This window comes from Chlorobiota bacterium (assembly GCA_016700335.1).
GTDB lineage: Bacteria > Bacteroidota > Ignavibacteria > OLB7 > OLB7.
In genome coordinates, this window is record CP065014.1 from 342,954 (window position 1) to 357,175 (window position 14,222).

12 protein-coding genes are annotated in these 14,222 nt (G+C 28.6%); 10 read left to right on the top strand and 2 right to left on the bottom strand.

What is annotated here, in order from left to right; all coding sequences use genetic code 11:
• Window positions 1–67: 67 nt before the first annotated feature.
• The 9 genes from IPP08_01410 to IPP08_01450 all read left to right on the top strand — a co-directional run bounded on the left by IPP08_01410 (window position 68) and on the right by IPP08_01450 (window position 10,706).
• Entirely contained in the window at window positions 68–1,129 is a 1,062-nt protein-coding gene (locus tag IPP08_01410) for an ABC transporter permease subunit (protein QQS66858.1), read from the top strand.
• Window positions 1,130–1,226: 97 nt separating this feature from the next.
• Window positions 1,227–2,237 carry an ABC transporter ATP-binding protein gene (locus tag IPP08_01415; GenBank protein ID QQS66859.1) on the top strand — a complete coding sequence of 337 codons (1,011 nt, stop codon included), beginning with the start codon at window positions 1,227–1,229 and terminating at the stop codon, window positions 2,235–2,237.
• Window positions 2,238–2,306: 69 nt separating this feature from the next.
• The gene (locus tag IPP08_01420; protein ID QQS66860.1) at window positions 2,307–3,029 is read left to right on the top strand and encodes a hypothetical protein; all 723 of its coding nucleotides are present in this window, start codon (window positions 2,307–2,309) and stop codon (window positions 3,027–3,029) included.
• Between the two features lie 174 nt (window positions 3,030–3,203).
• Complete coding sequence (locus tag IPP08_01425; protein QQS66861.1) at window positions 3,204–4,211, top strand: ATP-binding cassette domain-containing protein; 1,008 nt, start codon at window positions 3,204–3,206, stop codon at window positions 4,209–4,211.
• Between the two features lie 244 nt (window positions 4,212–4,455).
• A complete protein-coding gene (locus IPP08_01430) occupies window positions 4,456–6,666 on the top strand; it encodes a TonB-dependent receptor (protein QQS66862.1) in 2,211 nt (736 codons plus the stop codon).
• Window positions 6,667–6,890: 224 nt separating this feature from the next.
• A complete protein-coding gene (gene fumC / locus IPP08_01435; GenBank protein QQS66863.1) occupies window positions 6,891–8,282 on the top strand; it encodes a class II fumarate hydratase in 1,392 nt (463 codons plus the stop codon).
• A 93-nt stretch (window positions 8,283–8,375) separates the two neighbouring features.
• Window positions 8,376–9,254, top strand: a complete 879-nt coding sequence (locus IPP08_01440; protein ID QQS66864.1) for a hypothetical protein — start codon at window positions 8,376–8,378, stop codon at window positions 9,252–9,254.
• Window positions 9,255–9,377: 123 nt separating this feature from the next.
• Window positions 9,378–9,554 carry a histone H1 gene (locus IPP08_01445; GenBank protein ID QQS66865.1) on the top strand — a complete coding sequence of 59 codons (177 nt, stop codon included), beginning with the start codon at window positions 9,378–9,380 and terminating at the stop codon, window positions 9,552–9,554.
• A gap of 165 nt (window positions 9,555–9,719) precedes the next feature.
• The gene (locus IPP08_01450) at window positions 9,720–10,706 is read left to right on the top strand and encodes a hypothetical protein (GenBank protein QQS66866.1); all 987 of its coding nucleotides are present in this window, start codon (window positions 9,720–9,722) and stop codon (window positions 10,704–10,706) included.
• A 66-nt stretch (window positions 10,707–10,772) separates the two neighbouring features.
• On the opposite strand, the gene IPP08_01455 is transcribed toward IPP08_01450, so the two are convergent.
• Window positions 10,773–12,653 carry a S9 family peptidase gene (locus IPP08_01455; protein ID QQS66867.1) on the bottom strand — a complete coding sequence of 627 codons (1,881 nt, stop codon included), beginning with the start codon at window positions 12,651–12,653 and terminating at the stop codon, window positions 10,773–10,775.
• A gap of 191 nt (window positions 12,654–12,844) precedes the next feature.
• Here IPP08_01455 and queC point away from each other — a divergent pair, with 191 nt between their 5' ends.
• The gene (queC, locus tag IPP08_01460) at window positions 12,845–13,543 is read left to right on the top strand and encodes a 7-cyano-7-deazaguanine synthase QueC (protein QQS67807.1); all 699 of its coding nucleotides are present in this window, start codon (window positions 12,845–12,847) and stop codon (window positions 13,541–13,543) included.
• 39 nt (window positions 13,544–13,582) lie between these two features.
• Here queC and IPP08_01465 read toward each other — a convergent pair whose 3' ends face one another.
• Complete coding sequence (locus IPP08_01465) at window positions 13,583–14,221, bottom strand: carbonic anhydrase (GenBank protein ID QQS66868.1); 639 nt, start codon at window positions 14,219–14,221, stop codon at window positions 13,583–13,585.
• Between the last annotated feature and the right edge of the window lies 1 nt (window position 14,222).

Genomic DNA, 14,222 nt, shown 5'->3' on the forward strand with positions numbered 1-14,222 from the left:
TTCTATCATTTAGTTATTGAACATTCTTTATTAATTCAAATTTATCTTTTACTCTTTTATTCTTAAAATGAAAGAAACTAAAAAAACTGATTCTATATCCATATTACAAAAGAGGTGGAGAAAATTTAAATCACTTAAACGTGGTTATCTTTCTCTTATAATAATAATTACCCTTTACTTACTTTCTTTTGCTTTGCCTTTATTGATAAATAGTAAAGCAGTAATTGTAAATTACAATGGGAGTAAATATTTTCCAATATTCCATGGATTTTATGATGGGAATACTTTCAATCAAAAAGAAACAGGATCATCTGAAACCGATTATAGGAAATTAAAACAAACTTTTACTCAAGAAAATAATGGGAACTGGGTGTTTATGCCTTTTTGGACTTGGAATCCTTTAGAAAATGATTTTGAATCTACAGATCCACATCCTCAAGCACCATCTTCTAATCATATATTTGGAACTGATAATACTGGTCGAGATGTATTTGCGAGGATGGCTTATGGATTTAATATCTCAATATCTTTTGCTTTAATCCTTGCTTTTTTATCTGAAATTTTAGGAGTTATTATTGGTGGGATAATGGGCTATTATGGAGGTAAAGTTGATTTATTTGGGCAGAGATTTATTGAGATATGGAGCAACCTTCCAGCTTTATATGTAATTATTATTGTAAGTTCAATCATAATTCCAAATTTCACTTTATTAGTATTCTTATTAGTAGCTTTTGGATGGATTGGAATAACTTATTACATTAGAGGAGAATTCTTTAGAGAAAAAGCAAAAGATTACGTAGCAGCTGCTGTAGCATTAGGTGCAAAAGATAGAACAATTATTTTTAAACATATTTTACCAAACTCTTTAACTCCATTAATTTCATTCTTTCCTTTTACAGTTATTGGTGGAATTAGTTCATTAGTCGGTCTTGATTATTTAGGTTTTGGGTTGCCACCTCCAACACCAAGTTGGGGACAAATGGTAGGCGAAGGATTGGGAAATATAGATTTTTGGTGGTTGATTATTGTTCCTTTAGGGGCAATGTTTATTACTCTTATGCTTATTACATTTATTGGTGAAGCAATTCGTGAAGCCTTTGATCCAAGAGCTTTTTCTAGATTAAGGTAATTTCAAAGTTTAATTAGATTTAACGGTTAATTTTGTTTTTATTATTTGAGTTGTTACTAATTAGTTAAAAAAATTGAATCAATAGATAAATAAAAAAGTGGCTGAAACATTAGTTGAAATACGTAATTTAAAGACTCATTTTAAAACTGATTCTGGTTTAGTAGCTAAAGCAGTTGATGGAGTTTCATTTGACATTTATAAAGGTGAAACCTTAGGTATTGTTGGTGAATCTGGTTCTGGAAAATCAGTCACTGCACTATCAATAATGCGATTAATCCCTTGCCCACCAGGTGAGATTGTAAGTGGTTCTATTATGATGAATGGAGTTGATTTGCTAAAGCTCCCATTGCCTGAAATGAGGAAACTTAGGGGAAATGAAATAGGAATGATTTTTCAAGAACCAATGACTTCATTAAATCCAGTTTATTCAATTGGATTTCAAGTAACTGAAGTTTTGTTTCAACATAATCCCAATATGCCAAAAAAAGAAGCATATGATAAAGGTGTTGAAATGTTAGATTTGGTGGGAATTCCTGACTCAAGGAAAAGAATGGAAGATTATCCTCATCAATTTTCAGGTGGAATGAGACAAAGAGTTATGATAGCTATGGCGTTAGCATGTAATCCTTCTCTATTGATTGCTGATGAACCAACAACAGCTTTAGATGTAACAATTCAAGCTCAAATACTTGAACTTATGTTAGAACTAAAATCAAAAAGGAAAGATTCTGCAATTACATTAATTACACATGATTTAGCAGTTGTTGCTGAAACATGCCAAAGAGTTATTGTTATGTATGGGGGTAAAATTCAAGAAATTGGAGATGTAAAACAAATTTTTAATAATCCATTACATCCATATACTCAAGGGTTGTTAGAATCTATACCACATTCTGTTAGAGGAAGCCATGAACACAGATTGAAAGCTATACGTGGTATGGTTCCCAATATCTTACAAATGCCTAAAGAATGTAAATTCAATACTCGTTGTGATAAAACAAATGAAGAATGTTTTAAAATTGAACCACAGTTAATTGAAAAAGAACCAGGTCATTTTGTACGATGTAACCTTCATAAAGATGGAGAGATAATTAGCATTTTAAGTTGAGAAATTTTACTTGCTTATTTTGTAGTTAAATTCAAACACCATATAATAATCAATTTATAGTTTTATATAATGATAAAAAAATACTTTAAAGATATCCTAAATTATAGTCCTTGTAATAAAATTGTTCTTTTAGCTTTTTTAAGTCTTTTAGTTATTGTTTCATCCTGTACAATTAACCCCGAAACACCAGAGCCACCTAAGTCAATTAATAAGTTAAAAAAAGGTTCAAAGTTAGTTTATATAAGTTTTGAAATTGATTCAAATGGTAATAAAATTCCTACATCTTTAATTGATACTTCGAATTATGAAGTATTAAATGATAGTCTCTACTTTAAAGGTAAAGAAAAAACAACATTACTAGTATCTGATAAAAAAGATTCAATCCATCAAATTGTAGAATCTAATGGTTCTTTAAGTATTTACGAGACCTTCAGAGATTCACTTTGGACTGCATTCCCAATTCTATCAATTAAAAAAACTTCGTCTTCATATAGAGATGTCTCTTTTAAAGGTACAAGATACCTTTTGAAAGATACTTTATCAAATAATGGTGAAACTATTATAAATTTCAATGGTACTAATTATACTTGCGAAAAAATTAGAAGGAATTTTACTCAGACAACTTATCGAGATACAGTTATAACTCAAACTTCTAATATAGTTTCAGATTTTCTTTATTCTTATAAAATAGGTGCTTTTATCCAGCAAATAGATTATATAACTTATAAAACAAATGCAGCTATTACAAAGAGATCAATTATAACTAATTTAGATTCGTTTATTCTGATGTGATTTGAATTTTACTTCATTAAAGAAAATTACAATTTTAATTATTTCCTTTAGACATTTTTACTATTCCATAAAGTCAAAATTCTAAACCTATATTTTTATTTTATAATAAGTTTTATAAATTGATATTTGTACTTAAAAAGCAATTTGATCCATTATATATTTACATTTAGATAAATGTCCGAAAATAAAATTCTTCTTGAGGTAAAAAATCTACAAGTTCATTTCCCCATTCATGGTGGAATTTTACAACGTCGTGTGGCTACAGTTAAAGCTGTAGAAAATGTGTCTTTTAACATATATCGTGGTGAAACACTAGGATTAGTAGGAGAAAGCGGTTGTGGGAAAACAACTGTTGGAAGAGCGCTTATTAATATTACACGAATAATGAGCCCTGATGCTGAAGTTAAAGGAGAAATTCTTTTTCACAGTGAAGATGGTACAATTGTAGATTTTGTGAAACTCAATAAAAATGAAATGAGGGTTTGGAGAGGTAAAATTCAAATGATTTTCCAAGATCCTTTTTCCTCACTTAATCCAAGAATGACAGTTGCTCAGATTATTGAAGAACCCTTGAAGCTTCACACTAAAATGTCTAAATCTGAAATCAATGATAAAATTGCTTGGTTGATGGATAAAGTGGGAATGCAACCTGAACAGGCAAATAGATTTCCACATGAATTTTCAGGAGGGCAAAGGCAAAGGATTGGTATTGCTAGAGCTTTAGCAACTAATCCATCATTGATAATCTGTGACGAACCAGTATCAGCTTTGGATGTTTCAATTCAAGCACAAGTGATAAATTTAATGCAAGACTTACAAGATGAATTTGGCTTGTCTTTTCTATTTATTGCTCATGATTTATCTGTTGTAGAACATATTTCTTCACGAATTGCTGTTATGTACTTAGGTCATGCTGTTGAACAAGGTACAAGTGAACAAGTATATTTTAATCCAAAACACCCATATAGTAAGGCTTTAATTTCTGCTGTTCCTCAAGCAAATCCTAATGTAATTAGAGAAAACAGAGTAGTACTCAAAGGAGATATTCCTACTCCATTAGCAAAACCATCAGGATGTCCGTTTAGAACTCGCTGTCCTGTTGCTCAACCAGAATGTGCTAATGGATTTCCAGAATTTGTAGAGATAGAACCAGGACATATTGTTGCTTGCCCTTATACATAAATCATTTTGATTTTTTAACAAAAGCTTCAAGAATTTCAACTTGAAGCTTTTTTTGTTTAATAAAATTAATTCCAATTAATTGGAAAAAATGTTTTGTTTAAAGTGAAATTATTTAATATATTTTGAAATATTAGAATTTACTAAATTAAAATTTTGAATTTCAAAGCCTAAAATTGATTAAAATAAAGTAATTTAAAAATTGATATTTAAATCTGAAATAAGTAAACTTAAGTTTTTGTTACTATTGAATTTTATTTTAATAGTAAAATTAGATTTAACTGCCCAAGTAACATTCCCAAATTTTAAGTTAAGCAAAACTACAAACGGATTTTTAATTGGTAAACTTCACGATAAAAATGGTATTCCAGCAGTTGGAGTATTAGTTCAAATATTAAGTGAATCAATTTCAACCTTCTCAAATGAGAGCGGCATTTTCAGATTTAATGAAATCAAGCCAGGCAAATACTTAATATCTTTTGATGGTCAAATGTATGAATCTGATACAGAAGATAGTATAAATATTTTTGCAGGTGAAGTTACAAAATATGATTTAGAATTAAAAAGTTATATACCTAATTCAGAAAGAATTTATATCTCAACTCAAGAGACAATTACATTAAATTTCGCACCAAATTCTGTATCAATTATTGATAAAAATTTAATTGAAAATTTTAATATAAATAATTCATCAAGTATATTCAATAAGGTTTCTGGAATAAGTAGTTTCGAAAATGGAATTGGGATTAGAGGGAGCTCGGGCTTATCAGTAATAGCGAATGATAACTCATTATTTTTAATTGATGGTATTCCTCTTCAGAATCCTGACTATAATTTTAACATTTCCAAAATAGTACCAGTAAACTCTTTAAACAAAGTTGAAGTTTTGAAAAATCCATGCTCTGGATTGTATGGAAATGGAGCTTCTAACGGAGCAGTAAATTTTGTGACTGATAATTCAAATTTAAAAAAAATGAATTTTCAAATTGGGTTTCAAAACAATATTTCATCTCTTGATAATTCTGTTGAATTTAATAGGGTGAATAAAAATTCTATGAATTACTTTGGTGATTTTGTTTTAAAAACGAATGCAGAAAAAATGGATTTGTTGTTAGGTTCAAATGTAAAATTTGGAAATATTATTAATTCAAAATCCCAACTTTCTAGTGGGAACATATTAATAAAAACTAATTACCAAATTGATAATAATACTGCTATGAGGTTCTTAGGTTTAACTGGATATAATATTGAAAACAATTTAATTGCAAATCTAAAAATAGATAGTTTGAATAATGATTTAGAATATTCTCAAAAACCATTTTCAAATTTAGGATATATGTTTAATACTAATTATGAAAGTGCATTTTCTGAAAACTTTAATTTTATAATATCTGCAGGAATTTTAGGTGGAACTACCTTTAACAATAATTTAGATTCAATAATTGTAAGTTATAGAACCGTATCAATTGCAAGTAAGTTTAAATCTACTATTTCCCAATATATCAATTTTCAATATGGGTCAAATTTATCATCAAGTAGATTTATCGGTAAATTATTTAATAACGTATTGTACAGGCAAATTTCAGAAATTTCAGCTGGAATGAACTTCCTGAATAATGAAGATATTGTTGGAAATATTTCAGCTCGATTTGAATTGATTCATACTCCTGGTATTGAACATGAATATGATTTGCAAATTAGCCCAAATATAGGAATTTCTTATCAACCATTCGATGATACTTTTCTTAGAGCTTCTCTTACTCGTGGATATAAATCACCTACAATGTTCGAGTTGTTTTCCATTGGGAATAATAATGGTATAATCAACAACCCTAATTATAAACTTATTACTCAAGGAGTATGGCATGGTGAGATTGGAGTCAGGCATTATTTGAAATTTAATGATTTAACATTTTTAACAGATGGAGCATTATTTGTGAATGAATTGTTTAGTTTAATTTCACCTTCATATCAAATTTTAAATGATAGTTTATTCTCTAAATATTTTAATATTAGCAGAGCAAAGATTTTAGGAGCAGAGTTGATTTTTAAAGTTACTCCTCAAAATGAAAAGTTTTTTATTGACCTTGGTTTTATAACAATGACATCTAAAGAACTAAAATTTAATACCCCTTTAACTTCAAGACCAGAACAAATTTTTATTGCAAATTTTATGTATAATTTTAGATATTTCAAATTTGGTTTTAATTGTAAATTTAGTAATAAAAGTAGTCAACCAGATCATTTATTTGAGTTATTAAATTCCAATGTGAGTAATAGAACTGGTATATCCAATTTAGATATTAATTCAATAATTTATTTATCCAATTTTGTTCCAATTAAAGCAGAATTGCTTTTAAATATTCAAAATGTTTTTGACACAAAAAATATTCAAGACTCAGGTTTGTTAACAAACCTACGGAATATCTATATTGGATTTAAGTATAATTTTTATTAATCAAGTTATAATAGATTTATAGTGTGATTAAAATTTAAATTATTTTTGTAAAATAAATTTCATTGTTTAAAAATAATTTCTTCTAAAAAGAACATTAATAAAGTATAATTAAATCATTCTAATAATAGTTTTATGATTAAATAATCAAATAATTTATAAACTATTTTGTCAGTTAAAAAAATCTGTTAATGAAAAAATAAATAAATAAAAATAAATTTAAAAAAATGGATTTCAGAATTGAGAAGGATACTATGGGTGATGTGCAAGTTCCAACAGATAGGTATTATGGAGCACAAACTGCAAGGTCATTAACTAATTTTAAAATTGGAGGAGATAGATTCCCTAGAGAACTTATTTGTGCTCTAGGAGTTGTTAAAAAAGCAGCTGCATTAGCAAATTTTGATTTAGGTTTACTTTCACAAGAAAAAATGGATCTTATCATTTTAGCTGCAGATGAAGTTATCAGTGGTAAGCTAGATGATCATTTCCCTCTTGTTGTTTGGCAAACTGGTAGTGGCACTCAATCAAATATGAATGCAAATGAAGTAATTTCAAATAGAGCAATTGAATTATCTGGAGGAGAAATGGGTTCTAAAAAACCAATACATCCTAATGATGATGTAAACATGAGTCAATCTTCTAATGATGTTTTTCCAACTGCTATGCATATTGCTGCAGCCGAAAGAATCAATAATCATTTAATCCCTAGAATTGAAAAACTTAGAGATACTTTTAATAAAAAATCCTTAGAAAACCAAAGTGTTGTCAAAATTGGAAGAACTCATTTAATGGATGCAACGCCTGTAACATTAGGGCAAGAAATTTCTGGATGGGCTCATCAACTTACAATGGGAATCTCTAGAATTGAAGCTACTTTAAATGGATTGTATGAACTTGCTCAAGGTGGAACCGCAGTTGGAACTGGATTAAATGCTCATCCAAAATTTGCGGATAAAGTAGCAGAAAAAATTTCAGAATTGACTGGGTTAAAATTTGTGTCTGCACCAAATAAATTTGAAGCTTTAGCAACACATGATGCAGCTGTTTTTGCATCAGGAGCTTTAAAAACATTAGCATCATCTTTAATGAAAATTGCAAATGATATTCGTTGGCTTGCAAGCGGACCAAGAAGTGGCATTGGAGAAATTAGTATTCCAGAAAATGAACCAGGCAGTTCAATAATGCCTGGGAAAGTTAACCCAACTCAAAGTGAAGCAATGACTATGGTTTGTGCACAAGTAATGGGTAATGATGTAGCAATTAATATAGGTGGTTCGAGTGGTAATTTTGAGTTAAATGTATATAAACCTTTAATTGTATTTAATCTTTTAAATTCAATCCGTTTGTTAGGTGATGCATGTGAAAGCTTTAATGATAATTGTGCTATTGGTATTGAACCAAACTTAGACGTTATTCAAAAACATCTTGAGAATTCTTTAATGCTAGTTACATCTCTAAATCCACATATTGGATATGATAACGCAGCTAAGATTGCAAAGAAAGCCCATAAAGAAGGTAAAACCTTACGCCAAGTTGCTTTAGAACTCGAATTGTTGACTGATGAACAATTTACTCAATGGGTAAAACCTGAAGAAATGGTTCATCCAAATAGATGATATTATGCACTATCTATTAAAAAAAGTCATGTGAAAAATGACCTTTTCTAATCTAATAATTTATAAATAAGTTTAATAATTTTAATTAAATATATGAAAATAAAAATCATTGTTATATGTGTTTTAACAATTTTCAGCTTAAATTTTTTAAAATCTCAAGAAAAATTTAAACCTGAATTAAACCGACCGCTACATAAAGGCGACAAATACCTTTTTGAATCTGAATACACAGAATCAGGTAGTCAAAAAGCTACTGTTTCTGGTATTAAGGTTATGGATACTAGTTCATTAAAGTCGTACTCGTTTAATGGTAGTGTATCCATAATAGATGTTGACGAATCAGGAAGAGAAATTAGAAAAAATTTAAAAGTGTCAAGTTTTACGCTTGCTGATGGTGCTGAGAAAAGTCAAATCTTAAAAAGTGGTCAAATTATTACTGCAACTTACACTTTAAATCAGTTACCATTATTTGAAATCTCAGACTCAACAGAAATTCCTAAACCACTAACTGATTCAGCAAATTATAAAATCTTCAAAGAATTATTTGTTCAAAATGGTGGAACAGGACAAGTAGCAATGATTGGATTGGACAAACCACGTAAAATTGGTGAGAAATGGAAACTAGGTGAAAAAGAAATCAAAGAGTTTACATCTAATTTAGAAGGGGGTTTAGCAATGAAAAAATTTATAGGTATTGTATCTTTAAAAGAAAAAAAGATAATTAATGGAACTGAAAGTCTAATTTATGGAGTATCAATTTCTACAACTAAACTAGAGATTCCAAAAATTAAAACAAAGTCGGGAAATATGAATATTAATATAGATTTTGCAATACCAGTTAAAGAATTGATGCCCCCAATTCAAACTTTAATTTCTGTTAATGTGAAATTTACAGGTGAAATACCTGAACAAAAAAATGGATTAATTTTCATTGATTATAATATCAAAAAGGTTTCAAATATTAGTTTTTAAAGTATTTATTTTATTTTAAATATATATTTGATGAAATATGATTAATTGTAATTAAAGAATCTAATTAAACTTTATAACAAATATTATTTAAATAATCTTCAACAAATAACTAACAATTTAATTATGGAAAAATTTAATCAAATTCAAACCCTTTTAGAAACTTTTAAAATTGATTTTCAAAAGTTTTATGAAAAAGAAAATAATGCTGCTGGAGTTCGTGTTAGAAAACACATGCAACAATTACGAAAATTAGCTCAGGATATTCGTGATGATGTTCAATCTAAAAAAAATATTGATTAAATCTTATTAGTATTTGATTTAAAATTCAACAACAAGCTAAATAAATTTTGATTCTCAAATTGATTAATTGATTAATTAATTAGAATTACTTTTCCATAACTTTGCGAAGAAAGTATTTTAAAAATACTTTCTTGGAATTTCTAATTAGAAAATTTTATTTAAAAAATGTTAAGTTTTAATCGAGTATTTAATATTGTTTTTTTTATACTTATTCTATTTTTTTTAGGTTCTTGTGAAAATAACAAACCACAAGAGTTGTATTTAAAAGATAGTACGCTTATTACTCCAGTTTTTAATGATACTAACTTTGTCCTTCCTGTTTTTCCAACAGGAAGGATTATTGATTCAGTTTACACTTCAAATCCTGAGGGTATTTTCAAGCCAATATATGCTGTTACTAGCAAATCAACTTTAGATACATCAAGCCCCTTTAATTCTCAGCCAAACGGAATTAATATTTATGTTTACGATACTTTAAACAAAAGATATAATTTATCAATAACAGACTTTCAACAATGGATAGTTGGTGTTAATTTTATAGATGTTACTGGTGATAACAAATTTGATGTTATAGTTTATACATCAAGTGGTGGTAATGATGAGATTGCTTCAAATGGAATTATTATATTTTCACAAGTTGGTAATGCTACATTAAGAATATTTAAGTTATTAGAGAATTCTCCTGTTGTTAGAACTGTAAAGGGGAGAAACTTAATATTAGTTCATAAAAGTTATTACCCAGAATTATTTTCGCATGCTGAATCCGTTGTTTATGTTGATGATTTATTAGAATTTAGATCAGGAGAGTTTGTGAGTGTTAAAACCGAAAATAGAAGTTTTTTCACCAATGAAGCTGAAGTTTATTTAAAGGAATATTCTAACATAAGAAGTGTAAGGTCAAAATTAGTAAATCCATTAATAGATTCATTAAATCCTCTAACAGATAGTATTAAAGTGATTAGTGGTAAGATAGAAAATTTGAATAATAAGTTGCTTGGTTTAAGTTCGCTTGTTGTATTGCAATATAATAATGGTTTAGCAATCAGACAATTACGTACTTTTTGGACTTCTGAAAAAGAGTTCCTTCAAAATAAACTTGATTCAAATCAGTATAATGAATTGGTTAAAGTTTATGCAACTACTATAGAGTAAATTAGTATTGTTAAAAAAAAAGCGTGAAATTTATTTCACGCTTTTTTTTTTTATTACATCAATAAATTACTTTAGATACTTAGCTAAAAATTTCTCCATTTCATTATAGAAGTCAAATTTATTTTCTTCATTTTGAAATCCGTGACCTTCATTATCCTTAACCATATAAGGCACATCTATACCACGTTTTTTAAGTGCCTCAACCATCTGGTCTGCCTCTGCCTTATTAACCCTTGGGTCGTTAGCACCTTGAGCAATGAATAAAGGAGCAATAATTTTATCAACATGAAAAACTGGTGATGCATTCCTCATTAGAACACTATCCTTAACAGGGTCTCCCACCATTTCATGCATCATATCTAAAAAAGGTTTCCAATAAGGTGGAATAGTTTTCATAAAAGTGAATAGATTAGAAACACCTACATAATCAACTCCACAGGCGTACAATTCTGGTGTGAATGTCATACCAGCTAAAGTTGCATAACCACCATAACTAGCACCATAAATACCTATTTTTTTTGGATTTGCAATACCTTGATTTATTAGCCATTTAACACCATCAGAAATATCATCTTGCATTGTTTTGCCCCATTGTTTAAAACTTGATTCCCAAAATTTCTTTCCATACCCAATTGAACCTCTGAAATTCATTTGAAGTACAGCATAACCCCTATTAGCAAGGAATTGAACTTCAGGATTATAGCCCCAATTGTCCCTTGCCCATGGTCCTCCATGAGGGTTAATAATTACTGGTAAATTTTTTGGTTCTACTCCTTTTGGTAAAGTTAAATAACCATTTATAGTCATACCATCTCGGCTTTGATAACTTATTGGTTTCATTTCACACATCTCATCCTCAATAATCCAAGGTGCAGCATCTGCTAATTTTGTTAGTTGTTTTTTGGTAACATCATAAAAATAATAATTTGGATAAGATTTATCTCCATAAGTGATAACAACCATTTTGTTCTCATCTTTGCTCATTCCGGCAATACCAACATTTTTTCCAGGTAATAAACTTTCAAGATTCTTTTGTAAATCTTCGCGATCTTTATCAAAAAATTTTTTGAATGGTCTCCAAGTTGTATAATTTGCGGAAGTAATAACTTTTCTTTTTTTAGAAAAAGATAATCCGCCTGCATCAACTTCTGGATGTTCGAATATAGTTTCAAGTTCTTTTTTATTTTCAATATCATATTTAATAATTACAGATTTATCACGACCAATATTAGTATTAGCATAAATAAATTTATTATCAAAAGTAAAAAGTTCTGGTGATAATTGTTCCTTAAAATTAGTTGTAATTACTGGCTTAAACTCATCCTTCTCAGTTTTACGATAAAGTAATGTATTCATAACTCCATTGTTGCTGAAGGCTATTCTAAGCTTCCCATCATGATCAGTCATCCAACCAGTTATATTACCAGGATTCGTTGCAACTTTATCCATTTTATTAGTTAGGAGATTAATTCTATAAACATCAAAAACTTGAGGGTTGTCTTTATTCATTTCAATTAAAATTTCACTATCAATTTCCTCTAAATAATCAGTAACTCTAACTGTTACCTTATCAAATGGAGTTAGTTCTTTCATGTTTTTACCAGTAATATCAACACTAAACAAGTGAAAGTTTTCATTACCTCCTTTATCTTGTGAATAAACAATTCTATTACTTCCTTTCCAGAAGAAGTTTGTTATACTTCTATCTTTTGAACTAGTTAATCGAACTTCTTTTTCTTCTCCAATCTTTTTAACAAATACATTAAGTCTGTTTTCATATGGTTTCAGATATGCTAAGTAGTTACCATCTGGAGATATTTCAAATCCTGCTACTTCAGGATTCTTAAAAAAATCTTTCATTGGAATTACTCTTCCGAATTGATCTTGGAATGACATAAGAAAAATAAATAGTGATAGAATTGTTATTTTAAAAAAATTAGTTTTCATAATAAATGATTTAAGTATAAAGAAGTTATGAATTTAATTAATAGCTAATGACGATTATTGATAATATAAAGTGTTTAGTAAAAAACAATTCGAAAAAGTAAAAACTTATATAGAAATTCAAAATTGTTAAAATGAAGTTATAAAATTTTGATTAAAGTTATTTACTTTTGCCAACAAAAAAATTTGTGATAATGACTATTGGGAATAAATCTAACAATTCTGGTGAAAAGGCTGTAGTGCTTCTTAGTGGAGGTATGGACAGCTGTGTAGTGGCTGCCATATTAAATTCTTTGGGTTATGATATGTATTTTCTACATACTAATTACGGTCAAAAAACTGAGAATAGAGAACTAAAATCATTTAATGATATTGCAGATTTTTATAATGTAAAAAAAAGACTTTCAGTAGATATTAAACATTTATCTGTTATTGGCGGATCAAGTTTAACTGACGAAAAAATTGAAGTCTCAAAACCTAACATAAACTCAACTCAAATTCCAACAAGTTATGTTCCATTCAGAAATGCAAATATCTTATGTATAGCAGTAAGTTGGGCTGAAGTTATATCTGCTAATTTTGTTGCAATTGGTGCAGTTGAAGAAGATAGTAGTGGGTATCCAGATTGTAGAAGAGAATTTTATGATTCGTTTGAAAAGACTATTGAATTAGGTACCAAACCAGATTCAAACATTAAAATTTTAACGCCAGTTATTAATAGATCAAAAAAAGAAATAATTGAAATTGGTAAAAAACTAAATGCTCCATTGTACCTAACTTGGTCTTGTTATAAATCAGAAGATTTGGCTTGTGGCAACTGTGATAGTTGTGCTTTAAGGCAACGAGGATTTGAATTAGCAGGAATAACTGATCCAATAGAATATGCCATATAAAATTGATTGAAATTCTTAATTTAAAAAAAAATGAGAAAATTATTTCAATGGTTTAATATCATATATTTTCCAAATATTTTTATATAACTTTACAATGTCCATTTCAAGATCTATTAACTTACCAGTTCTAACATCAAACACCCATCCATGAACAGAAGGAAAGCCAGTACTGTATCTTGATTTTTGAACATGATCTATTTTAACAACATTAATACATTGTTCATAAACATTAAGTTCAACTAATCTGTCAAACCTTTTATGCTCATCTTGAATTGAATCTAATTCAACTCTATGTAACCTAAACACATCTCTCAATGTTTGGAGCCAACTGTTTAATTGCCCCATATCGCTTGGGTTAAGAGCAGCCTGAACCCCACCACAATCGTAATGTCCACAAACAATTATATGTTTAACTTTTAAAATCTCAACTGCATATTGAACAACTGCGTTTAAATTATTATCTGTATTAATAACTAAATTTGCAATATTCCTATGAACAAATATCTCGCCAGGATTAGCTCCCATAAGCTCTTCAGCCGTTACTCTACTATCAGAACAACCTATATAAAGTATCTCAGGATTCTGACCTTGAGATAGGTTCTCAAAAAACTTAGAATCTTCTTTTAATTTTTTTTTTACCCATAACTCATTGACTTTGAAAATCTCTTCAAATATCATT